Source organism: Sphingobium sp. (assembly GCF_048594625.1).
Lineage (GTDB): Bacteria > Pseudomonadota > Alphaproteobacteria > Sphingomonadales > Sphingomonadaceae > Sphingobium.
This window is the reverse complement of the sequence record NZ_JBMDWL010000134.1, coordinates 1-20,850: the sequence shown is the minus strand read 5'-3', so window position 1 is coordinate 20,850 and position 20,850 is coordinate 1. Positions and strand designations below refer to the sequence as shown.

Genomic DNA, 20,850 nt, shown 5'->3' with positions numbered 1-20,850 from the left:
GGGGAGGGCAAGGCGTCGCGGATCGGCTATCCCCGCCCGCGCCATTTTCCCCACATCGAACCGTCGCGCAATATCTCCCGCGCGGCATTATGCCCCGGCGCGCCGGTCACGCCGCCGCCCGGATGCGTGCCGGACCCGCACATGTAAAGCCCCTTCACCGGGCCGCGATAGGCCCCATGGCCCAGCACCGGTCGCGCCGCCCACATCTGATCCAGCGTCAGATTGCCGTGCATGATGTCCCCGCCGATCAGCCCGAACTTGCGCTCCAGGTCCAGCGGCGAATGAATCTGCCTGGCGATGATGCTTTTCGTAAAGCCCGGCGCATGCGCCTCCACGGTGGCGATGATGTCGTCCGCTGCCGCTTCCCGTTCATCGTCCCAACTGCGCCCGTCCGGTAATTCCGGCGCGAACTGCTGGCAGAACAGGCTCGCCACATGGCATCCCGCCGGGGCCAGCGTTTCATCGATGGTCGACGGGATCAACATTTCCACGATCGGCTGCGTCGACCAGCCATCGCGCTTCGCGTCCATGAACGCCCGGTCCATATAATCCAGAGTCGGCGCGATGATGATCCCCGACTGGTGATGCTCGCCGACGCCGGGCAAGCAGGTGAAGTCGGGCAGGGCATCAAGCGCCACATTCATGCGGAACGTCCCGGACCCGGTCTTGAACGCCTTCACCCGCTTCACGAAATCGGCAGGCAGGTCGGCGGGCGCCATCATCTGCTCGTAAAGCAGCTTCGGTCCCACATTGGCGATCACCGTACGGCCCATCACTTCCTCGCCGCTCGCCAGCTTCACGCCCACAGCACGCGCGCCATCGACCAGCACCGACGCGACCGGCGTTCCCAGACTGATCTCCACGCCCATGGCCGACACCACCTTTGCCATGATCTGCGTGATCGCGCCCATGCCGCCGACGCTGTGCCCCCATGCGCCTTTCTTGCCGTTCACCTCGCCAAACACATGATGTAACAGCACATAGGCGCTGCCCGGCGTGTCGGGGCTGGCATAGTTGCCGACCACTGCGTCAAAGCCGAACGCAGCCTTCACTGCGTCGCTTTCGAACCAGCTGTCCAGGAAACCGCGCGCCGATTTGGTGAACAGATCCAGCACGTCGCGCTGCTGCTCCAGTTCCAGCCCGGCGATGCGTCGCCCCTGTTTCAGCGCATCGACGATCATGGACATTCCGTCCCCGACATTGGGCGGGCTTTTCAGCACCAGATCGCGCAATATATCGGCGACCACTTCCAACGCGTCATAATAAGCGGGCAGCGTGTCCGCATCCTTTGTGCTGAACCGGCGGAACTCGGCCTGCGTCTTCGCCAGCCCGCCACCCAGTTTCAGGTAACCGCCATCGGGCTGCGGCAGGAAATTGCTGATCGGCCGTTCGACCACGCGATAGCCATGGTCGGCCAGCTTCATGTCGCGGATGACCTTGGGATTGAGCAGGCTGACCGTATAGCTGGCCGTGGAATTGCGGAATCCGGGGTGAAATTCCTCCGTCACCGCCGCACCGCCCACGACATCGCGCCGCTCCAATATACGCACCCTGTAGCCTGCCCGCGCCAGATAAAAGGCGCAGACAAGGCCATTATGCCCGCCACCGATGATGACGGCATCATAGGATGTGCTCATATCCCCCGCTTCCCTCCCGCATCGGGTCAGGCGCAACCGCTCCCCAGCAGCTCCGCCGTCCATCTGTCCGACATCAATATTTTACATATGTATAATTACCAAACGCAAAATATCGATCGGATTGTCAACTTCGCCGTATCATTCCGTGTCCGACCGTGCGCCATATCGGCGCGCCAGCAGAGCGCAGGCCATCAACTGGATCTGGTGGAACAGCATGATCGGCAACAGGATCGGTCCCACGGCCGCGGCTGGGAACAACACGCCCGCTATCGGCACACCCGACGCCAGGCTCTTCTTCGAACCGCAAAATTGCAGGACGATCGCGTCTTCCCGCGACAGGCCCATCATGCGGCCAAGCCCATATGTGAACAGCAGGATGATGACCAGTATCGCGATGCACAGCCCGGCCAGTATCAGCAACTCCTCGCCCGACACCTTTGACCACAAACCTTCCACGACGGCGGCGGAAAAGGCAGCATAGACGACCAGCAAGATCGATCCCCGGTCTACCCGGCCGATCATCGCTTTATGTCGCGCGACGAAGGCGCCGATCCACGGCCGCAGCAAATGCCCAATGATGAAGGGCAACAGCAATTGCAGCACGATGCCTTCGACGGCAGACAGGGAAATCAGGCTTCCGTTCCCACTACGCTGCATCAGCATGGCGACCAGCAAGGGCGTCGCGAAAATGCCCAGCAAGTTGGAAAAGGACGCACTGACCACAGCCGCCGCGACATTGCCGCGGGCAATGGCGGTAAAGGCGATGGACGATTGCACCGTCGACGGCAGCAGGGTGAGGAACAGCAGGCCCGCTTGCATATTGTCCGGCACGAAAGCGAATCGGCCGGCCAGCAGTCCCAGAATCGGAAACACGACGAAGGTCGTCGCCAGCGTCGCCAGATGCAGTTTCCACGCCTTCGCACCGCCCCAGATGGCTTCGCGCGACAATTTTGCCCCGTGCAGGAAAAAAAGCAGCACGATGCCGGCATCGGCAATCGCGTCGGCAATGACGGCGCCAGTGCCCCGTGCCGGCAGGACGGACGCTAGGGCGACGGTCGCCAGCAACAGGAGCAGAAACGGGTCCAAAAGTTGGCGCAGGCGGTTCATCATCAGCCTCAGTCTGGCAGCAAGGGGAAAAGGATCGGGCAGGGGATAGACGCAGGGCGCGGCATGCGCCAACAATTTCCCCTTGGATCGGGACAAGTTCCGCAAGACGAGGAAGAGGCTGCGCGATGAGCGATGAGATCAGGATCACTGAAGATGCGGGCGTAATCGAAATCATGATCGCCCGCCCGGATAAAAAGAACGCGCTGACCGGCCCTATGTATCGCGCCATGATCGCCGCGCTGGCGGATGCTATGGCGCGGCCGGGCATCGGCGCCGTGCTGATCGCGGGGCAGGGCGACGATTTTTGCGCGGGCAACGACCTGAAGGATTTCATGGCTGGTCCCGAAGGCGGCGTCGCCGCGTTCGACTTCATTCAGGCTATCGCCGCGTTCCCCAAGCCGCTGGTCGCCGCGGTGCAGGGGATGGCGGTCGGTGTCGGCACGACGATGCTGCTCCATTGCGACCTGGTCTATGCAGCGCCCGATGCGCGTTTCGTCATGCCATTCGTCAATCTGGGGCTGGTGCCGGAAGCTGGCTCCAGCCTGCTGGCGCCCGTCATCATGGGTCATGCCAAAGCGGCGGCGATGCTGCTGCTGGGTGAACCGCTGGACGCGGATGCGGCGGACCGTGCGGGTTTCGTCACCGCCATCGTGCCTGCCGACGCCTTGCTTGCCCATGCCCGCGCCAAGGCAGCGATGCTGATGGCGAAGCCGCCTCAGGCCCTGCTCGCGACACGCCGCCTGATGAAGGGCGATCCCGCCATGCTCGTCGCGCGCATGGAGGAGGAAGGACAGCTGTTCCGCAAGGCGCTGGGTTCGGCAGAAGCGCAGGAGGCGTTCACCGCCTTCTTCGAAAAACGCCCCCCGGTCTTCCAGCGCGGCTGATCAGTTTCTGTTGCGACGGGCTGTCCTACAGGGCCGTCGCAACCCTATATCGGTCCCGGCTCTTTCTTCCGTTCGAAATTGATTTCGCTGACGATCACCGCCGCGACGATCAACAGGCCGCCCAGCAAGGCGGCCTGCGGTAACCGTTCCCCTGCAATCCGCCCGAATATCCCCGCCCAAGCCGGTTCGCCCGCGTAGATCAGCGTTGCCCGCGTCGGCGAAACCGTCCGCTGCGCCCAGTTCATGACGAACTGGATCAGGGCCGTAATCGCGCCAAGTCCGCATGCGCTCAGCACTACGGTCCAGGAAAAGGGCGGCACGCTTTCACCAGCGGGAGCCATGCAGGCGAAGGCGAACAGGGATGTCGCGGCCAGCTGCACCAGCGTAACCCGCGCGACATTCACCGTGCCCGCCCACAGGCCGATGAAAATGATTTCCAGCGCGATCGCCACCGTGCTGATCAGGGTCAGCGCCTCACCCCTGCCAAGCGCAAGCCCCTTTTCCGGCGCGGCGATCAGCAGCAGGCCGATAAACGCCAGCGCCACGCCGATCCAACTCGCCAGCCTTGGCCGCCTGCGCAATATGATCCACTGCATGATCGGCACCAATGGAACATAGGCGGCGGTGATGAAGGCCGATGTGCTGCTGCTGATCGTCTGCAAACCCCAGGTCTGGAGCGAATAGCCTGCGAAAATGCCAAGCCCGATCACCAGCCCGGCCAGCAATTCGCGCATCGTCAGCCCCTGCAGCACCGGCCAGGCCAGCGGCAGGGCAATCAGCGCGGCCGTGCCGAAACGCAGGCCCACGAAAAAAAACGGACCGGTCTGCTGCACCGCATGATGCACGATCAGAAATGTGCCGCCCCACAGAACCGTTACGCCGATCAGCGCGAGTTCGGGGCGACCGATCATCAATCGATCCTGACGGGACTTGTCGGGCGCGGCGTTGTGCAACATAATGCGCAATCTCTATGAGCAATATATTGCACGGTCAAGATGCGCCCGATGATCGGCGTCCCGATGTCCTCGCCCATGTCGCTGGCAATGTCCGGTCGCTGCGGGCCGAACGTGGCCTTAGTCAGGATGGGCTGGCCGCGTTGGCCGATGTCAGCCGCCGGATGATTTCCGGTATCGAAAGTGGGGAGGCCAATGTGAGCCTTTCGACACTGGACCGATTGGCCCATGCGCTGGCGGTCAGCTTCTCGCGGCTCGTCCGTCCGCCCGAAATGCCTGACAACAGCCGTATCGACAGTCTGGCATGGCGCGGTGAAAGTGCGGACAGTCGCGCGACCCTGCTAGGCACGGTGCCCGCAGCGCGGGAGGCGGAATTATGGACATGGTCGCTGGGGGCCGGGGAAGTCTATCCCGCCGAAGCCGACGCCGCCAACTGGCATGAAATGCTGTTTGTGATGGACGGCATATTGACCGTCGAAATGGATGGCGCCAAACCCAAACGGATCGACAGGGGCGATTTCCTGATCTTCAGCAGCGATCGCCCCTATCGGTTCGTTAATCATGAAGCGGACCCGGTCCGCTTCGTGCGCAATGTCGTATTTTAGTCGCGCGGGTTGTGCGGGCTTATTCCTTCTTTAGATCACTGCCAGCCTTCTCCAGCGTCGATCCGACATCATGCTTCATTTCGCCCGCTTCGCGTTTGGCGTCCGCGGCGGCATTATCGGTCGCCGCGCCGATCTTTTCAGCGCCATTGTCGATCGCATGACCGGCATGGTCCAGTCCGTTGTCGATCTTTGCGCCTGCGTCATCGACCGCGTTGGTCACATCATTGCCGATCGCCGATCCGGCATTTTCCAGATTGTCCTGCGCCTTTTCCGAACAGGCGGAAAGACTGGCTGCGGTCAGCACCGCAAAGGCGGCGATAATGGATGTGCGCATATTGGCTCCTCTTGCCGGTAAATAGAGCCTGTAAAGCGCAGGAGGCGGCAGAAGGTTTCGCAGCCGTGTCTATTAACCGCGCAGGCCGAACACCATCGATCGGTCTGTTTCGGGGATCAGCCCTTCCAGCACGCGCCAGAAGCCGGTGACCGATCCCTGTCCTGCCTGTGCATAGGCGCCCGCCATCTTTTCCCGCAACGCACGGAACAGCTCGGCTTCCAATGCCTTGCCGTCCGGGCTGAGGCGCAGCAGCTTCTGCCGCCGGTCACTGGGGCCGGTGCGGGTTTCGATATAGCCCCGCTCGATCAGATCGTTCAGCACCCGACCCAGCGATTGTTTGGTAATGGCCAGCAGCCGCAGCAGATCCTTGACCGTCAGGTCTGGTTGGCGCGAAATGAAATAGAGCGCCCGGTGATGCGCCCGGCCCAGCCCCTGCGCCGCCAGCCCTTCGTCGATCGACCGGGTCAACGCCGAATAGCCGAAATAGAGCATCTCGATCCCGCGCCGGATTTCATCTTCACGCAGGAAAAGGGGCGATGCCGGGGCAATCTGGCTATGCGATGGGGACTGGGGAGGGGCCGACATGAAAGCGCTATGATCCCAAAGAGTGACAAGATGCATATTGGCGTCACGAAACTATCATGACTAGGCTTTCCTTTCGTCAATCACACGCTATATGGCGTCCGCACCGACGAAAGATCGGCCATGCTGGGGCGTAGCCAAGCGGTAAGGCAGCGGTTTTTGGTACCGCCATGCGCAGGTTCGAATCCTGCCGCCCCAGCCAGTTTTCTCTCAAACTACCTCAAAACGTTGATTTTCGGATGGCACCGTGGTGGGGCGTTTGCTACAATACGCTGCTACAAAGTTGGGGCTTTGTGTGCATGGGAGACATCCCGAAACCATCAGGCGCCGCGATATCTATCATTTTCGGCGGGTGATCCCGCAGTTCTTGCGCGAACGGCTGACGCGCTGTGAATTGACATGCCGCCTCCATATGAATCAAGCAGGAGAAGCACGTTTCTTATCGCACTGTCTGTGTCTGCGTTCGAAGGAACTATTGTTGACCCTCGAAAGCGCATCGACGTTCAGCGATGGGGAAATTGCCGCGCTGGTGAAAGATTTTTACACCATCGTTTTGGCACAGGACGACCATCATCGGTTGATGTCCGACATGCCGGATCAGTTCAGGGAGGCACGGGCAGGAAATTATCGAATCTTGGCCAGCAACGCAAAACAACATCTGGCGTAAAACGCCTACGAGACAGGCAGGCACATTACTTCAGTGATGCTCGCGCGGCGGTACGGGCTGGATGCGAAATCCGATAAGCTGAGTGTCCGAAAAACCGGGCAAGCTATGCTCCGGGTCCAAGACCAACAGGAATGCAGACGCAGTGTTTTGAGGATTGCCGATCAGCTATGTTTCGATATCTGTTGCCGCGCCTGGGAGGCCGCCCGCAACAATTCCTTGGCCGTGTCTTCCGCTGCCTTTGGCGTCATGCTGACGGCTACGCCATCCGGCCCGTCAAGCATCACTTGCCCCTCTTCCGCGCAGGCTTTCCCGCCGTCCTCGTAGACATAAGCTTGGGACATAGTTTCTCCATCTCTCCACAGGCGATGGACGCTTCCAAAACAGGACGGTTCCATCACTCGTTGATGAACAGATAGGAGGGATCAAATTCACTCAGACGCCTTAGCGCTTGTAAATCCAATATGGTGACCCGGCCACGCTCCATATGCATCAGTCCGCGCTCCCGTAGCTTCTTGAGCATCCGGTTGATATGGACCGGCGTCATACCGCAAGCCTCGCCTAAGTCAGCCTGGGTCAACGGTAGGGAAAATTGTCTGCCGTCACTCAGGTCGACAGCCCGCAGCTTAGCTTCGATTTCGCAGAAAAAATGACCGACGCGGGCAACTGCATCCAGGCGGCCCAAACGGAATATCCATTCGCGGTGCATGGCCGCATCGAGCAGAGTGCTGAACCATAGGAGCTTCGTCAGATTAGGCCGGTCGCTCACAAGCTTGTCCAGCGCTTCATGGCGGACAAGCGCGATCCTGCACTGGCCAAGAGTTGCAACGTCATGATCCAGACGTTTGAGTGGATATCCATGGAGATCGACAAAATCGCCAGCAACATGCACCGCTACCAGTTGGCGGACACCTTCCCGGTCATCCATATAGCGGCATATGAACCCTTCGATCAGATAGGTGCTCACGCCAATCGGTTGATGGGAAATCGCAAGGCTATGGCGCGCAGGCACATCTTGTACTGCGTGAACGCTAGCCTCCAGCGCTTGGAGATCTTCTGACGACAATTCTTCCCGGCGACGATTGCGCAGGAAATCGTTGAAAACTGCCATAAAGCCATACGCCCGAGCATATCGGCCTGCGCTCATGGATTGGCCTAAGGGCTATGCATATTTTAACAGTATCAGATGAATCACAGGGCGAACAGGCTGATAAACCCTGTCGCCCGATGTTGAAAATGTCCGTGGAAACCAGCCTCAGGCGGCGATCGCACCGACGCCCGACAGCCGTATCGTCGCATTCGCCAGTTCCATGCACTCGTCAAGGCTTGATCCGGCGATGTGGGTCTGCGTGCCATCCCTGTGACGGATGCTCATCTCCCAGATGGCGTCGCTTTCCATGCACCGCAGGCGCGACGTAGTGCTGGCAAAAACGATGACGTCCCCGAGCCGTTCGCGGTGAAGCAAATGGCGAGCCACGGTCGTGTCCGTTTCGCGGTGGGCGTTATGTTGGATATGCAAGCTCTCGCAATGGGACAAGATGAATTCCATGAGTTGGTGGTCTGACATTGCGCAGTGGCTCCACATCCGTGGCATCGAGCGATCCCGGGTTGCAACGAGTGAGACGCGCGCTTTGCCTTGAAGTTCCAAGGGTTTCTGCGTTCTTGATCCATGTCTCAATTAACGCCGGCAACCGGGTCGGGCAGATTTCAGCATCTGCAACCTCTTTCGCATCGGGCCGTTTAGCCGCCGCTGCAATTGCTGCAACAGGAGCTTTCATGGCTGGACGGACGCTGCTTCAATTCTTCCACTGGTATTATCCCGACGGCGGAGGGCTGTGGAGTGAAGTCGCGCAGCAGGCCACAATTCTGAGGGATATGGGTGTGACCGATGTCTGGCTACCGCCTGCTTACAAGGGCGCGGCGGGCGGCTATTCGGTGGGTTATGACAGCTATGACCTGTTCGATCTGGGCGAGTTCGATCAGAAGGGTTCGGTGGGCACCAAATATGGCGATCGCGCCGCTCTGGAGGAGGCGACGGGCGCACTGCGGGAAGCAGGCGTTCGTGTCATCCATGATGTGGTGTTGAACCACAAGATGGGCGCGGATGAAATCGAGCAGGTCTTTGTGCGTCGCGCTAATCCCGACAACCGCGACGAAGTAGAGGAAGAGGCGTTCGAAGCCCGCGCCTGGACCCGGTTTACCTTCCCCGGCCGACAGGGGCGGTACTCGGAATTTGTGTGGGACGCAAAATGCTTCACCGGCGTCGATCACATCGAGGAGCCAACCGAAGATGGCGTATTCCGGCTGGTCAACGAATATGGCGATGGCGAGTGGAATAGCGAGGTCGATAGCGAGAAGGGTAATTTCGATTATCTGATGGGATCGGACGTCGAGTTTCGAAACAACGCTGTTTACGAGGAATTAAAATATTGGGGGCGCTGGCTGGCGGAACAACTTCCGTGCGACGGGTTTCGCCTGGATGCAGCCAAGCATATCCCCGCCTGGTTCTTCCGCGACTGGGTCGGCCATATGCGCGAAAGCGTGAATAGCGAGCTTTTCGTCGTCGCCGAATATTGGCATCCCGACATGGAGGCGCTTAAGGCCTATCTTGATCTGGTGGACCAGCAACTTATGCTGTTCGACGTCGGCTTGCTGCACCGCTTTCATGACGCGGCGCGGGCCGGTGGCGATTTCGATTTGCGCACCCTATTCGATGGTGCGCTGGTTGCGACATCGCCCGACCATGCCGTGACGATCGTGGGCAATCATGACACGCAACCGCTTCAGGCTCTCGAGGCCCCAGTCGAGGACTGGTTCAAGCCGCTGGCCTATGCATTGATCCTGATCCGTGAACAGGGCGTGCCGTGCATCTTCTACCCCGATCTCTATGGCGCGAAATATAGTGATGCGGGCGGGGATGGCGAAACCCATGAGATAGAGATCATGCCGGTTCCCTGCCTGCCAAAGCTGATCGAGGCCCGGCAGCTTTTTGCCAACGGGCCGCAGTCCGACCTGTTTGACGATCCAGATTGTCTTGGCGTTATCCGGCACGGCACAGCGGGGCAGGCCGGTTGCATACTTCTCGTCAACAATGGCGCAGAGACGACAAAGATCGTCGAGCTTGGGCCAGAGCATGCCGGGGTAAGCTTTCGCGACTTTTTGGGTCATTGCGGAGAAGAGATAGCCGCTGATCAAGCCGGAAAGGCGACGCTGCGCGTCAATGGCGGCTCCGTCAGCCTGTGGGTACGGACAGACAGTCAAAGCTAAGTAGACGAAGGGTCAGGATCGAGGCAGTCGCGCAGCCAATATGCGTCGTTCCATGGATGCGCAATCCACCGCCATGGGCGTAGCGTCATCATCCATATCGCGCTTCTTCGTAAGGCCTAGCGCGCCGCCAATCGATTTGCCAACCGCTTTGATGATGGAACCTGCGCCCACCTTGCTGCCGGGGGGATCGCCGGCGGCGCTCAGGGTCGGTGCCGAAAAGCTGCCACCCAACCTGATCGGATCGACAAGTCGCAGGCCGCTCGGATCGCGCGATCGCCCCCTGATCGTGAGTGCTATGCGCTCGGTCGCAAGCGACATTGTTCCCTGGCCTGTACCAGAGGATATGGATGTATCGACCAGAAATGGAGACGGGGTAAGGATGCCGCCCTTGGCGGCAAAGTCGATGGCAAGGCAACGCAAAGGTATTTCCGCGTCCTTGTTGCGCAATGCAGCCCCGATCGCCTTGCCCAGATCCTGCCCCAGCACGGCGGCGAGCGTGCGTTGCACCTGCCCGTCGCGCACCACCAACCCGGCATGTCCGTCAGCCCTGCCAAGCGCTTCGCGAATGGTATCGCCCGTACCCGACAGCTTAACCCGGCCGCGCAGAGCGCCGGTTGCGCCCTGCGTCCCAATCAATTTTTCCAGGCGCCCGTCGGTGAAGAGCAGGTCCATGGCAAAATATGGTTTTGTGGCGCCGCCGCGTTGATCGATCCTGACGGTGCCGTTCATCCGTCCGCTCGACATGTTCGCATGAATATCATCGAGTTCGAGCAATTTGCCGGTGAGCCGGATCGTGCCAGCCAACGACTGGAACATCGAATCCGTCAGCAACAGCCGATCCGCCCGGAACCGGAGGACGCCATCGGTCGGCCCCACCTTTGCAAGGTTGATGCGGGTACCGGGCAGGACGCGCGGTCCGATCCGGGCTTCGATCGCCCTGGCTTTGGCTTTGCCTTGCGCGTCGGAAAGATCGTCGAAATCGAACGCGCTGAAACGTACATCGGCATCGATCTTCGTGCGCTCGTCGCGCTTTAGGATGTCGGCTTTCGCGACCAGCGGGGATCGCCCTATACGACCTGTCATATGCTCGACGGACCAGTCCCGCCCGGCATGGCGGACCTTGGCATGGAGGTCGATGGGTTGAGTGCCGAAAAGGCCGGCTTCGATCACATCATCGAGATATTTGAGATTTGGTGATGTCGCGCGGACATCGAGCGACATGGACCGCAGGTTGAGCGGCCCGCGTGTCTGCCCCGAAGCGTTAAGATGCAGCAAGGGCGACTGGAGTTTCAATGCGATCGGATAAGCCGCATCGGGCCTTTGGCCAGAGATTGACGCGCCCCTGATCGCCAGATGTGCAGGTGCGTCGTGGAAGCGACCCGCTGCATCGATGCGCACGCCCTTCGCATCAGAAGCAAAGGTGCCGGAAAGCGAAAGGGCGCGCTTGGCATCATTTAGGGAGAGGCGGCCATCGGGCACGAGCAATCGCCCCAGGCCGCTGCCTTGAGCGTCGCTGCCATGTCCATCCTTTGGTCTTTCCCAGTTCGCCCGCCCTGACGCGTCGCGAACCAGCGCAAGGGATAGTCCGCGCGCCACCGCATCGTCTGGCTGGACACCGCCGCCTCTCATGAGCGAGAGGATCGAAATTCGGACTTCCACCGACCGGGCCTGAACCATATTGCCAGTGCCAGCCCATCGCGGCTGCCGGATCACCAAATCCCGTATCAGGATCGTCGGCGTGAAGGAGAAAACCTCGCGCCGTCCGATTGAGCCGATCGACACGTTCGTTGCGAACCTTGCGCCGATGTGACGAGCGATCCTGTCCTTGAACAGGCCAACGGGAAAGGCGGCGAGGGCGATGAGGCAGGTTGAAGCCAATATGGCGAGGCCAACCAATAGCCAGCCGATCCACCGCAGGCGGCGCCCTCTCTCCATCCTTATCATCGCGCGCTAACGCCTGGACCATTCGGCGGGTCCATGCTGGCGGGATACAGTGTGGAATTTTATGGGTCGAAATCGTGTGAATAGCCGCGCTGATGGCTGGCGATAACGAGCATAGTAAATCCAGGTTAAGCCGTCGGCGGAAAATCGGTCCGCGGCGCGATCCCGCGGTGAACAAACTGCGTCTGGCGCGTTGTGGAGGCTCGGGCCGATCTCGTCGGCCAATGCCTCGAACAGCAGGGACGGACCTTCGACATGCGTGCGACAGACGCATCGCGACGGTAATATATGGTCCGCCCCGTTGCGATCGAACGACATGCAGAAAGGCGACCTTCCAATGGCAAAGACTTCGAAATCCAGCGGCAAGACAAGTGGCGGCGAAACCCATCAGACTGCCGGGACCCTGGATACGGCCGTCCTCACGACCAATCATGGCGTACCGATTTCCGACAATCAAAATTCGTTGAAGGGCGGATCGCGCGGACCTACGCTGCTGGAAGATTTCGTCCTTCGCGAGAAGATCTTTCATTTCGATCATGAGCGCATCCCCGAGCGGATCGTCCACGCGCGCGGGTCGGGTGCCCATGGCATATTCGAGGCGACTGACGACATTTCCGATCTGTCCAGGGCAGCGGTCTTTACCAAGGGCGAGAAGACCGAAGTATTCGTCCGCTTTTCGACGGTGGCGGGTGGCGCGGGGTCGGTCGACACGCCGCGCGACGTGCGCGGCTTTGCCGTCAAATTCTACACGCGCGAGGGCAATTGGGATCTGGTGGGCAACAACATCCCGGTCTTTTTCATTCAGGACGCGCTCAAATTTCCCGACCTCGTCCATGCAGTCAAGATGGAGGCCGATCGCGGCTATCCGCAGGCAGGAAGCGCGCACGACACTTTCTGGGACTGGGCTTCGCTGATGCCCGAAACCACGCATATGCTGATGTGGGCGATGTCCGACCGGACCCTGCCACGCTCGTTTCGCACGATGGAAGGATTTGGCGTCCACACCTTCAAGCTGGTCAATGCCAAGGGTGAAGCGCATTTCGTCAAATTCCACTGGAAACCGCGGCTTGGACTTCAGTCGACCATCTGGGACGAGGCATTGAAGCTTCAGGCGGCCGACAATGACTATCAACGCCGTGACCTGTTCGAGGCGATCGATTCAGGCGATTTTCCGCAATGGGATCTGGGCATTCAGATCTTCGATGAGGCCTTTGCCAATGCGCAGCCTTATGACGTACTCGATGCGACCAAGCTGATTCCGGAAGAGGATGTGCCAGTGCGCCTTATCGGTACGCTGACGCTTAATCGCAATGTCGATAATTTCTTCGCCGAAACAGAACAGGTCGCATTCCTGCCCTCGAACATCCCGCCAGGCATCGATTTTTCGAACGATCCGCTGCTTCAGGGGCGGCTCTTTTCCTATCTCGATACCCAGAACTCGCGGCTCGGCACAACCAACTTCCATCAGATCCCGGTAAACGCGCCGCGCTGTCCGTTCGGTAATTTCCAGCGCGATGGTAAGATGCAGACAATGGTGCCCAAGGGGCGCGCCAATTATGAGCCCAACAGTCTGGGAGCGCATGGCGAGGAGGGCGGCCCGCGTGAGAGCGAAGGTAGCGGCTTTGTCACGGTAAATGCCGCCACCGGCCCTGACGAGAGTGGTGACAAGCTGCGCATACGATCGGAGACTTTTGCCGATCATTACAGTCAGGCCCGACTTTTCTACCGTTCACAGACGAGCAGTGAGCAAGCACACATTGCCTCGTCCTTCGTGTTCGAACTTTCGAAGGTTGAACTGCTTGATCAGGTGCCGGGTCGCATGGTCGCCAATCTGCGAAATGTGGACGAAGATCTGGCCAGGCGCGTCGCCGATGGCCTTGGCATAGATCTGCCGAAAAAGGCGCCGGCCGCAAGGGCGCCGATCGATATGCCGCCATCGGACGCGCTTTCGATCCACAAGAATATGCAGGCTACGCTCGAGGGACGAAAGGTCGGTGTTCTGATCGCTGATGGAAGTGATGCAGGTGAGTTGGCCGCAGTTGTGGCAGCAGTAAAGAAAGCCAAGGGCAAGGCAGTGATCGTCGCACCAAAGGTTGGAGGCGCGAAGCTCTCCGACGGCAAGCAGCAGAAGGCTGATGGTCAGCTCGCCGGGTCGCCCAGTCAGATTTTCGACGCGGTGGCGATCATATTGTCCAAAGAGGGCTGTGCGGTGCTCGTCAACGAGGCCGCCGCTGTCGAATTCGTGATGAACGCTTTCGGCCATCTCAAGGCTATCGGCGCAAGTGCCGCAGCGCAGCCGCTGCTCGACAAGGCTGGCGTAATGCCCGACGCGGGCGTTACGGCACTTGATGACGCTTTCGTGAAGGCTGCAGCTCTGCGCTTTTACGACCGTGAGCCGTCTCTACGCATCCTCGCCTGAAAGGATTTGATGATCCATTTTCCAGGCGTCGGGCGGTTCGGGTCAATCGCGAACACAGGTTTGAGCCGCCGGCTGCCATATTGTTGTCAATGGAGCGCGCCAGACCAAAGGCGTCGGCACCCAATGGCTGGCTGATCCATGTTGCAATCCTGGCGAATGACATGGCCGGAAAGACCGGATAGTGGAACTGAATGCCTCGATCTTTTCCGCCCAGCTCTCGTCTGACGCATCCATTAAGATAAGCGTTGATAATTTTGACTGGTCGGCCATTGCCCTTGGGGCTCGCGGGCGATGGCTTATATCCCTGCGGACGACGGTGAATCGCGCGCTGGCCTCTCATTTTCCGATGTTCGTTGCTTGGGACGACGATCTCGCTTTCCTTTATAATGACGCTTGCGCCCCCTTTCTGGGTGATCGCCATCCAACTGCACCGGGCCAACCGATACAGACGGTATGGTCCGAACTCTGGGAGGATCTTGAACCGCTCATCGTCCGCGTAAAGGCGGACGAAACGATGTAGGTGAGGACATGCATGTCGTTATGACAGGCGCGCGGCCAGTGAATCGCGCTTCAGCGCTCTGGTGGGGACGACGCGGGATGCCATCTATCAGATGAGCGCCGACTCGCAGGAAATGCGGCAACTCGATGGGCGCGGCTTTCTGGCCGACACGGACGCCCCTTCGGTCCGCTGGATCGAAGCCTATATTTCGCCCGAAGAGCAGCCGGTCGTTCAGGATGTCATAGCGCAGGCCATCGCCACCAAATCGCCTTTCGTTCTGGAACATCGCGTGCGGCAAGCGGAAGGCTCGATCGGCTGGACGGCATCGCGCGCCGTGCCGACCCTGGGGCCTGTTGGCGAGATATTGGAATGGTTTGGCATGGGGACGGACGTGACGGCGGCGCACAGAGCGCGGGAAGCCGTGGCCACGAGCCGGGACAGGCTTGAACTGGCGACCCGCGCGGCGCGGATGGGACAGTTCGACTATTGGCCGCAGACCGGCCAATTGGAATGGGACGACCGATGCCGTGCGCTATTCGGTCTCGGCCCCGACGCCGCTGTAAGTTACGAGACGGCGTTTCTCGCTGGTGGTGGACGATGAACCGACCGTACGCATGCTGGTCGTGGAGGTTGCCGAGGAGATAGGCTATACCGTGTTGCAGGCCTTTGACGGACCCGGCGCGGCGCGCCTGCTACAGGCGGATGCCGGGATCGACCTGCTCATTACCGACGTGGGGTTGCCGGGCGGGATGAATGGGCGGCAGGTCGCGGATGCGGCGATCAGTCTGATACTCGACCTGCATGTTCTGTTTATTACCGGCTATGCCGAAAATGCCGTTATCAAGAATGGACAGCCGCGCCGAACATGACGCTTTTAACCAAGCCTTTCGCAACGGATATATTGGCGCAGCGCATCCGCGAAATCATGCCATAAGTCAGCTATCCGTTGACGATGATCCCGCCATTGGGATGCAGCACTTGTCCTGACATGTAGCTGGAATCGTCGCACGCCAAAAAAAGGAACGACGGTGCGACTTCATTGGGCTGGCCGGGGCGACCCATGGGCGTACCTTCACCGAAATGTTCCAGCTTTTCGGGACTGGCGCCTCCACAGGGGTTGAGCGGCGTCCAGATAGGGCCTGGCGCCACAGCATTTACGCGGATGCCATCGCCGACAAGATTTTCCGACAGCGACCGGGTGAAAGCGGTGATGGCACCCTTGGTCGCGCTATAGTCCAGCAATTCGGAGCTACCTTGGTACATCGTCACGCTGGTACAATTGACGATGGCAGCGCCGGCCTTGAGGTGCGGGCGGGCGGCCTGCACTAGAAAGAACATGCTGAAAATATTGGTTTGGAATGTTCGGCGAAGCTGGTCCTCACTGATGTCGGTGATGTCTTTGTCCGGATGTTGTTCACCGGCATTGTTGACGATAATGTCAATCTTGCCGAATGCTTTCAGCGTCTGAGCTAAGACATCGTCGCAAAAGGCTTTCTCGCCAAGGTCGCCGCGGAGGGTGATCGCTTTGCGTCCTTCTGCCTCGACGATACGTCTGGTCTCTGCGGCGTCATCATCTTCCAGAAGGTAGACGATCGCGATATCGGCGCCTTCTCGCGCATAGAGCGCGGCAACTCCCCGGCCGATGCCACTGTCGGCGCCGGTGATGATGGCGACTTTTCCGGCGAGGCGGCCAGATCCGATATAGCGCGGCTGCCAATCGGGTTTGGGCGAGAGCTTGCTCTCATGGCCGGGCAGCGCGTCCTCATGGATCATCTGTGCGGTATCGCTCATCAACTATCTCCTTCATCCCTAAGAACACATTGATGGCTCAGGAGTTCTCCCTGTGATGAACGGACGGTCGCACCCTGCGGTCGACAAGAGCGGAAAGGAGATGATCGATGCCGATCAAGGCTTTGGCGCTCAATTGCACCCTTAAGGCGGATACCGGAGAGGACAGCTCGACCGACGCCATGATCGCCGTCTTGGCAAAGGCTTTTGGCGAGAAGAAGGTAACGTTAAGCGAAACCGTGTGGTTCGCTGAGCTAGACATCAAGCCCGGCGTCACGTCGGATGAAGGCGATGGCGACGCGTGGCCGGCGCTGCGAAAGAAGATACTGGCGCACGACATTGTCATCTTCGGCGGTCCGATCTGGATGGGACAGATCAGCAGCGTCGCCAAGCGCGTGCTGGAGCGGATGGACGCTTTTCTGTCCGAGACCGACGATCAGGGGCGGATGCCCAGCTACGGCAAGGTCGCGGTTGCCGCGATCGTGGGCAATGAGGACGGTGCGCATTTCTCGTCTGCCCAGCTTTTTCAAGCGCTGAACGATGTTGGCTGGACTATCCCGGCGGTCGCCGCCTGTTACTGGGTCGGCGAAGCGATGGGATCGACCGACTTCAAGGATTTGAAGGAGACGCCGGACATGGTGACAAAGACTGCGAAGATGGTCGCGAGCAATGCCGCGCATTTGGCAGATTTGCTAAAATCCAGTCCCTATCCGGGTTAAGCTACATGACTGGTCTGTCAGGCAGGTTTCGCGAGGATATTGTCCTTTACGGCGCCCTGTTCGCCAATGTCGGGATCGCCATCGCCAAATTCGTGGCGGCCGCGATCAGCGGTTCCTCTTCCATGCTGACCGAAGGCGTGCATTCTCTGGTGGATAGCGGCAATCAGGTTCTGCTGCTGTACGGACAGGCCAAGGCAAAGCGTCCGCCCGATACCACCCACCCGTTCGGCTATGGACGCGAACTCTATTTCTGGGCGTTCGTCGTCGCGATCCTCATCTTCGCGGTAGGGGCTGGTGTCTCCATCTACGAAGGCTGGTTGCACATTGCTGAGCCGGAGCCATTGCGCGATCCGACGATCAACTATGTGGTGCTGGGTGTCGCCGTCCTCCTAGAGGGAACGAGTTGGGCCATCGCGGTGCGGGAATTCAACGGGAAGCGCGGTGCGAGCAGTTGGTGGCAGTCGATCCGCCGGTCGAAGGACCCGGCGGGATTCATTGTCCTGTTCGAAGACAGTGCGGCGCTGGTCGGTCTCGGTATTGCAGGCGCGGGCGTGTGGGCCAGCCACCATTATGCAGACGCCCGCATCGATGGTTTGGCATCGATCGCGATTGGCCTGATTCTGGCTGGCGTAGCCGTCCTGCTTGCGCGCGAAGCGAAGGGGCTGCTGATTGGTGAGAGCGCGGAGCCGACTATCGTTTCTGCGGTATGGGCAATCCTCGACCAGCGGCCGCAGATTAGCGCGGTCAACCATGTGCGCACCATTCACACGGCGCCCGATGCCGTGTTTGTCGCGATTAGCGCCGATTTCGTTGACGACCTGCCGATGGGTGAGGCGGAGAGCCTGATCGAAGATATCGAGCGTGAGATGAAGGCAAGCGTACCGGAGTTGACTTCCATCTATATCAGGCCGGAGAAGCAGGCCGACGCGATCCGCCAGCCGCCAACGATCTAGCTCTTATTGTCATTCTGCATTGGCGGAATAAAGCTGACCTGTGCCAGCCGCCAGGCCCGATCCTCCTCGTCGGGCCAATAGTGTCGGGGATGGCGGCATTCCGACGGCGGGTGGGTGTTATGCACCTCGGCCCGGATCAGCCGCCCGGTCTCGCGCAGACGCACTGTCGCATCGGGAAATTCTGCCTGTAATCGATCGCAGACCTTCTGTGCGTCCTCAGACAGGTTCGTGCTGGACAGCGCCCGCGGCGCGCCGTCGATCAGTTCGGCGGTTGAGGACCGCAGCGCTTTGATCCCGTCATTGAGCACATCGACAGATATGATCGCCGCCGCCACCGAATCCGCCCACCACCAGCCAAGGCCAAGACCGATGATCCCGGCAAGCCCCGCCGCGCCGGTCAGCCAGTTGGCCTTGTTCATGAGCGCGTCGGTATGGAGCAGCTTATCATTGAGCTGTTCAGCGAGCGGCAGTTCCTTGCGCCCGATGAAGAGGGGAGGGATCAGCGAATAGATTTGCGCGGCGAGCATCAGCCAGCCGAGCCACAGATCGTGTCCCAGAAGGACAATAGAGCCGACGGTGGCATGCTCCCGTGAGCCGAGCGCCGTCAACGCATTATAGAGCAGCAGCGCGCCGACCGCCGTCAGCGCGACCGCCGCGACGAAGAAACCAAGCCCGTTGACCCGTTCGAAGCCGAAGGGAAAGCGGCGGGAGCGATGGCTGTGGCGCTCCATATGCGCCGCGATCAGGAACATGATCGGCGGGACGAGGCCCAGCGTATCCTCGATCCAGGCGGTCTTCATCGTCTCGCTTTGGCCCAGCACCAGCCCCATGGTGACGATGATGGTGAGCGTCCAGAAGATGTTCCAATATTCAAGGCGGACCGCCTTGGCCATCGAGTCGCGCAGTTCCTGCGGAAGGCTGGTTTCGCTCATTGGTTGCGTGCCTTCCGCGATATCGCTCGGCTGGCGCGCTCGACGGTCATGATCCACCGATTCTCCCCATTGCGCATCGCGGCTTTCAATTCGATCTGCGCGTCTCCTATGTCATTTGTCGAAAGGGCAGGAGCAAAGGCCACGTCGGTTGCCCAAGGGCTATCGGCCGTGAAGCGGCCGATGACCAGATCAAGGGAGCCATCGTCGAGCTGCTGGAACAAGGACTCACCCGATCCGATGCGCCATTGAGCATGCGCATTGGTGCGCCGCTCGATTTCCGCGACAAGCCTGCCGACCTGCGGCGCGGACGAGATGGCGGGCTCTGCAAGCGCGACGGTGAAGGTGCGACTATGCTCGATCCGTGTCGATGTACCGGCCGGGTCGCGCGGCAGCATGTCACATGCGCTAAGCAGCAGTAGTGCAAAGGAGGCCAGCCGCATCAATTCGCGGCCCCCCTCTGACACAGGCTGCTCATGACAGCTATGCGTTGTCGCAAAGTAGGATGTGGATCGGCAGGATGCCTCCAGTCCGCCTCCCTCGACGGTAACGTGACGGCGCGGAGGTTAAGGGTTTCACTGAGGCTGGAGTGCGTCATGAAATATTTCCGGATTGTTGCTCGCGAACAACGCGCGAAACGCCAAAAGAGCCAACCGGCGGAACTTGGACACCCTTCAGACGGCAGTAATCGATCGCATTCGCGTGATAGAAGCCGCCGCTTGCGCTTGGATCGCCGGCAGATCTACCCGGATCAAATGGCCATCGCGCTTGTGCACCACGCCGTCGATCAAGACGAGCGACACATTATCGGGCGTGCGGAATGAGTAAGTAGTGAGGGCAGATCGGCGGCGGGCATCATATTCAGTGTGTCTACCCGGACTGCAATGACATCGGCGCGCCTTCTCGGCGCCAGCGCACCGACCCGCTTCCCCAAGCCTAGGCTTTGGGCACCAACTGCTGTGGCCCAGCGTAGCGCCGTGATGTCCTCTACAAACTGCTGATCGCGCGAAACCCCACGCGCTAGATCCAGCGACAGTCGCATGACAGAGAACATGTCGGCTTGGCCGCCAACACCATATTGTCGACGGACAGGCCGATAAGCAGCCCGGCCGCGATCATATTTAGGAAAGGTGCTACACCGTATCCGACCTCCATTTCGGTCCAGGGACTGATCGATACGGGTTAACCGGCCTTTGTTGCACGGTCCATGTCTACGCGCGATGCAGTTGTCAGGTGGACGAGTTGCACGTCGGGGCCGAGGCCGCCTCGCGCTGCGAGCGTCGCGATGCCACGGCCCGTAGCTGCCTTGGCGTCGGACGCCATATGGGTGGAAATTGGCAGGCCCAGCCGCCGCGCGGCGTCCTATTCCGCCTTCCAGACTTCGGCGTCTGAACGATCCGGGCCACGTGCGCAGATCCCGATGGAGACTAGGCTGTGGTGACGATTTAATCATTTGAGCCATAGCATGATGCTGGCGAGTTTGATGAAGCCGAAGAAGTTGGCAGCGATTTTGTCGTAGCGGGTGGCGATGCGCCGCCATTGCTTGAGTTTGGCGAAGAAGCCCTCGAC

The 20,850-nt window shown here is 60.1% G+C and carries 23 protein-coding genes, 1 tRNA gene and 1 pseudogene; 11 read left to right on the top strand and 14 right to left on the bottom strand.

The window, feature by feature from the left end; genetic code table 11:
• Nucleotides 1-26: 26 nt before the first annotated feature.
• Nucleotides 27-1,637, bottom strand: a complete 1,611-nt coding sequence (locus ACOJSJ_RS17210) for a phytoene desaturase family protein (RefSeq protein WP_420146179.1) — start codon at nt 1,635-1,637, stop codon at nt 27-29.
• 138 nt (nt 1,638-1,775) lie between these two features.
• Nucleotides 1,776-2,744 (bottom strand): bile acid:sodium symporter family protein, encoded by a 969-nt coding sequence (locus ACOJSJ_RS17205; protein ID WP_420146201.1) that lies wholly within the window; start codon nt 2,742-2,744, stop codon nt 1,776-1,778.
• A 125-nt stretch (nt 2,745-2,869) separates the two neighbouring features.
• On the opposite strand from ACOJSJ_RS17205, the gene ACOJSJ_RS17200 reads away from it, so the two are divergent.
• On the top strand, nt 2,870-3,628 hold the full coding sequence (locus tag ACOJSJ_RS17200) for an enoyl-CoA hydratase (RefSeq protein WP_420146178.1): 759 nt from the start codon (nt 2,870-2,872) through the stop codon (nt 3,626-3,628).
• A 44-nt stretch (nt 3,629-3,672) separates the two neighbouring features.
• On the opposite strand, the gene ACOJSJ_RS17195 is transcribed toward ACOJSJ_RS17200, so the two are convergent.
• Nucleotides 3,673-4,584 (bottom strand): DMT family transporter, encoded by a 912-nt coding sequence (locus ACOJSJ_RS17195; RefSeq protein ID WP_420146177.1) that lies wholly within the window; start codon nt 4,582-4,584, stop codon nt 3,673-3,675.
• Nucleotides 4,585-4,610: 26 nt separating this feature from the next.
• On the opposite strand from ACOJSJ_RS17195, the gene ACOJSJ_RS17190 reads away from it, so the two are divergent.
• Nucleotides 4,611-5,186 (top strand): helix-turn-helix domain-containing protein, encoded by a 576-nt coding sequence (locus ACOJSJ_RS17190; RefSeq protein ID WP_420146176.1) that lies wholly within the window; start codon nt 4,611-4,613, stop codon nt 5,184-5,186.
• Between the two features lie 19 nt (nt 5,187-5,205).
• Here the strand turns inward: ACOJSJ_RS17190 and ACOJSJ_RS17185 are convergent, their stop codons facing one another.
• Together ACOJSJ_RS17185 and ACOJSJ_RS17180 are read right to left on the bottom strand one after the other, a co-directional pair.
• Nucleotides 5,206-5,520: a hypothetical protein gene (locus ACOJSJ_RS17185; RefSeq protein ID WP_420146175.1), complete on the bottom strand. Its 315-nt coding sequence runs from the start codon at nt 5,518-5,520 to the stop codon at nt 5,206-5,208.
• Between the two features lie 72 nt (nt 5,521-5,592).
• Entirely contained in the window at nt 5,593-6,105 is a 513-nt protein-coding gene (locus ACOJSJ_RS17180; RefSeq protein WP_420146174.1) for a MarR family winged helix-turn-helix transcriptional regulator, read from the bottom strand.
• Nucleotides 6,106-6,229: 124 nt separating this feature from the next.
• Here ACOJSJ_RS17180 and ACOJSJ_RS17175 point away from each other — a divergent pair.
• Together ACOJSJ_RS17175 and ACOJSJ_RS17170 are read left to right on the top strand one after the other, a co-directional pair.
• Nucleotides 6,230-6,304 (top strand) — tRNA-Gln (locus ACOJSJ_RS17175).
• Between the two features lie 276 nt (nt 6,305-6,580).
• Nucleotides 6,581-6,769, top strand: coding sequence for a hypothetical protein (locus ACOJSJ_RS17170; protein ID WP_420146173.1), 189 nt, complete (start codon nt 6,581-6,583; stop codon nt 6,767-6,769).
• A 161-nt stretch (nt 6,770-6,930) separates the two neighbouring features.
• On the opposite strand, the gene ACOJSJ_RS17165 is transcribed toward ACOJSJ_RS17170, so the two are convergent.
• The 3 genes from ACOJSJ_RS17165 to ACOJSJ_RS17155 form a co-directional block, all read right to left on the bottom strand.
• Nucleotides 6,931-7,110, bottom strand: a complete 180-nt coding sequence (locus tag ACOJSJ_RS17165) for a hypothetical protein (protein ID WP_420146172.1) — start codon at nt 7,108-7,110, stop codon at nt 6,931-6,933.
• 53 nt (nt 7,111-7,163) lie between these two features.
• The gene (locus tag ACOJSJ_RS17160; RefSeq protein ID WP_420146171.1) at nt 7,164-7,877 is read right to left on the bottom strand and encodes a Crp/Fnr family transcriptional regulator; all 714 of its coding nucleotides are present in this window, start codon (nt 7,875-7,877) and stop codon (nt 7,164-7,166) included.
• 144 nt (nt 7,878-8,021) lie between these two features.
• Nucleotides 8,022-8,315: a hypothetical protein gene (locus ACOJSJ_RS17155; protein WP_420146170.1), complete on the bottom strand. Its 294-nt coding sequence runs from the start codon at nt 8,313-8,315 to the stop codon at nt 8,022-8,024.
• 113 nt (nt 8,316-8,428) lie between these two features.
• On the opposite strand from ACOJSJ_RS17155, the gene amyA reads away from it, so the two are divergent.
• Nucleotides 8,429-10,033, top strand: a complete 1,605-nt coding sequence (amyA, locus tag ACOJSJ_RS17150) for an alpha-amylase (RefSeq protein ID WP_420146169.1) — start codon at nt 8,429-8,431, stop codon at nt 10,031-10,033.
• Nucleotides 10,034-10,045: 12 nt separating this feature from the next.
• Here the strand turns inward: amyA and ACOJSJ_RS17145 are convergent, their stop codons facing one another.
• Entirely contained in the window at nt 10,046-11,968 is a 1,923-nt protein-coding gene (locus ACOJSJ_RS17145) for an AsmA family protein (RefSeq protein WP_420146168.1), read from the bottom strand.
• A gap of 343 nt (nt 11,969-12,311) precedes the next feature.
• Here ACOJSJ_RS17145 and ACOJSJ_RS17140 point away from each other — a divergent pair, with 343 nt between their 5' ends.
• From ACOJSJ_RS17140 to ACOJSJ_RS17125, 4 genes are all read left to right on the top strand, one after another.
• A complete protein-coding gene (locus ACOJSJ_RS17140; protein ID WP_420146167.1) occupies nt 12,312-14,393 on the top strand; it encodes a catalase in 2,082 nt (693 codons plus the stop codon).
• 181 nt (nt 14,394-14,574) lie between these two features.
• Nucleotides 14,575-14,913, top strand: coding sequence for a hypothetical protein (locus ACOJSJ_RS17135; RefSeq protein WP_420146166.1), 339 nt, complete (start codon nt 14,575-14,577; stop codon nt 14,911-14,913).
• A 91-nt stretch (nt 14,914-15,004) separates the two neighbouring features.
• Nucleotides 15,005-15,493, top strand: a complete 489-nt coding sequence (locus tag ACOJSJ_RS17130) for a PAS domain-containing protein (protein WP_420146165.1) — start codon at nt 15,005-15,007, stop codon at nt 15,491-15,493.
• Nucleotides 15,480-15,761, top strand: a complete 282-nt coding sequence (locus tag ACOJSJ_RS17125) for a response regulator (protein ID WP_420146164.1) — start codon at nt 15,480-15,482, stop codon at nt 15,759-15,761. The genes ACOJSJ_RS17130 and ACOJSJ_RS17125 overlap by 14 nt, the downstream gene beginning before the upstream one ends.
• Before the next feature lie 70 nt (nt 15,762-15,831).
• Here ACOJSJ_RS17125 and ACOJSJ_RS17120 read toward each other — a convergent pair whose 3' ends face one another.
• A complete protein-coding gene (locus ACOJSJ_RS17120) occupies nt 15,832-16,683 on the bottom strand; it encodes an SDR family oxidoreductase (protein ID WP_420146163.1) in 852 nt (283 codons plus the stop codon).
• Nucleotides 16,684-16,790: 107 nt separating this feature from the next.
• On the opposite strand from ACOJSJ_RS17120, the gene ACOJSJ_RS17115 reads away from it, so the two are divergent.
• Together ACOJSJ_RS17115 and ACOJSJ_RS17110 are read left to right on the top strand one after the other, a co-directional pair.
• The gene (locus ACOJSJ_RS17115) at nt 16,791-17,399 is read left to right on the top strand and encodes a flavodoxin family protein (protein ID WP_420146162.1); all 609 of its coding nucleotides are present in this window, start codon (nt 16,791-16,793) and stop codon (nt 17,397-17,399) included.
• Between the two features lie 5 nt (nt 17,400-17,404).
• Nucleotides 17,405-18,352 carry a cation diffusion facilitator family transporter gene (locus tag ACOJSJ_RS17110; protein WP_420146161.1) on the top strand — a complete coding sequence of 316 codons (948 nt, stop codon included), beginning with the start codon at nt 17,405-17,407 and terminating at the stop codon, nt 18,350-18,352.
• Here ACOJSJ_RS17110 and ACOJSJ_RS17105 read toward each other — a convergent pair.
• The 4 genes and pseudogenes from ACOJSJ_RS17105 to ACOJSJ_RS17090 all read right to left on the bottom strand — a co-directional run.
• Nucleotides 18,349-19,284, bottom strand: a complete 936-nt coding sequence (locus tag ACOJSJ_RS17105) for a cation transporter (protein WP_420146160.1) — start codon at nt 19,282-19,284, stop codon at nt 18,349-18,351. The genes ACOJSJ_RS17110 and ACOJSJ_RS17105 overlap by 4 nt on opposite strands.
• Nucleotides 19,281-19,679 carry a hypothetical protein gene (locus tag ACOJSJ_RS17100; protein ID WP_420146159.1) on the bottom strand — a complete coding sequence of 133 codons (399 nt, stop codon included), beginning with the start codon at nt 19,677-19,679 and terminating at the stop codon, nt 19,281-19,283. The genes ACOJSJ_RS17105 and ACOJSJ_RS17100 overlap by 4 nt, the downstream gene beginning before the upstream one ends.
• 389 nt (nt 19,680-20,068) lie before the next feature.
• A complete protein-coding gene (locus tag ACOJSJ_RS17095; RefSeq protein WP_420146200.1) occupies nt 20,069-20,734 on the bottom strand; it encodes an amidohydrolase family protein in 666 nt (221 codons plus the stop codon).
• A pseudogene (locus ACOJSJ_RS17090) lies at nt 20,731-20,850 on the bottom strand (IS5/IS1182 family transposase); the annotation flags it as partial. The pseudogene ACOJSJ_RS17090 and the gene ACOJSJ_RS17095, both read right to left, overlap by 4 nt.

Bases quoted from the DNA above. Each gene is read 5' to 3' on its own strand.
- ACOJSJ_RS17120 (WP_420146163.1), bottom strand. From the start codon at position 16,683: ATGAGCGATACCGCACAGATGATCCATGAGGACGCGCTGCCCGGCCAT.
- ACOJSJ_RS17155 (WP_420146170.1), bottom strand. From the start codon at position 8,315: ATGGAATTCATCTTGTCCCATTGCGAGAGCTTGCATATCCAACATAAC.
- ACOJSJ_RS17205 (WP_420146201.1), bottom strand. From the start codon at position 2,744: ATGAACCGCCTGCGCCAACTTTTGGACCCGTTTCTGCTCCTGTTGCTG.
- ACOJSJ_RS17110 (WP_420146161.1), top strand. From the start codon at position 17,405: ATGACTGGTCTGTCAGGCAGGTTTCGCGAGGATATTGTCCTTTACGGC.
- ACOJSJ_RS17165 (WP_420146172.1), bottom strand. From the start codon at position 7,110: ATGTCCCAAGCTTATGTCTACGAGGACGGCGGGAAAGCCTGCGCGGAA.
- ACOJSJ_RS17145 (WP_420146168.1), bottom strand. From the start codon at position 11,968: ATGGAGAGAGGGCGCCGCCTGCGGTGGATCGGCTGGCTATTGGTTGGC.
- ACOJSJ_RS17105 (WP_420146160.1), bottom strand. From the start codon at position 19,284: ATGAGCGAAACCAGCCTTCCGCAGGAACTGCGCGACTCGATGGCCAAG.
- ACOJSJ_RS17195 (WP_420146177.1), bottom strand. From the start codon at position 4,584: ATGTTGCACAACGCCGCGCCCGACAAGTCCCGTCAGGATCGATTGATG.
- ACOJSJ_RS17130 (WP_420146165.1), top strand. From the start codon at position 15,005: ATGAGCGCCGACTCGCAGGAAATGCGGCAACTCGATGGGCGCGGCTTT.
- ACOJSJ_RS17100 (WP_420146159.1), bottom strand. From the start codon at position 19,679: ATGCTGCCGCGCGACCCGGCCGGTACATCGACACGGATCGAGCATAGT.
- ACOJSJ_RS17200 (WP_420146178.1), top strand. From the start codon at position 2,870: ATGAGCGATGAGATCAGGATCACTGAAGATGCGGGCGTAATCGAAATC.
- ACOJSJ_RS17115 (WP_420146162.1), top strand. From the start codon at position 16,791: ATGCCGATCAAGGCTTTGGCGCTCAATTGCACCCTTAAGGCGGATACC.
- ACOJSJ_RS17160 (WP_420146171.1), bottom strand. From the start codon at position 7,877: ATGGCAGTTTTCAACGATTTCCTGCGCAATCGTCGCCGGGAAGAATTG.
- ACOJSJ_RS17180 (WP_420146174.1), bottom strand. From the start codon at position 6,105: ATGTCGGCCCCTCCCCAGTCCCCATCGCATAGCCAGATTGCCCCGGCA.
- ACOJSJ_RS17140 (WP_420146167.1), top strand. From the start codon at position 12,312: ATGGCAAAGACTTCGAAATCCAGCGGCAAGACAAGTGGCGGCGAAACC.
- ACOJSJ_RS17185 (WP_420146175.1), bottom strand. From the start codon at position 5,520: ATGCGCACATCCATTATCGCCGCCTTTGCGGTGCTGACCGCAGCCAGT.
- ACOJSJ_RS17210 (WP_420146179.1), bottom strand. From the start codon at position 1,637: ATGAGCACATCCTATGATGCCGTCATCATCGGTGGCGGGCATAATGGC.
- ACOJSJ_RS17095 (WP_420146200.1), bottom strand. From the start codon at position 20,734: ATGATTAAATCGTCACCACAGCCTAGTCTCCATCGGGATCTGCGCACG.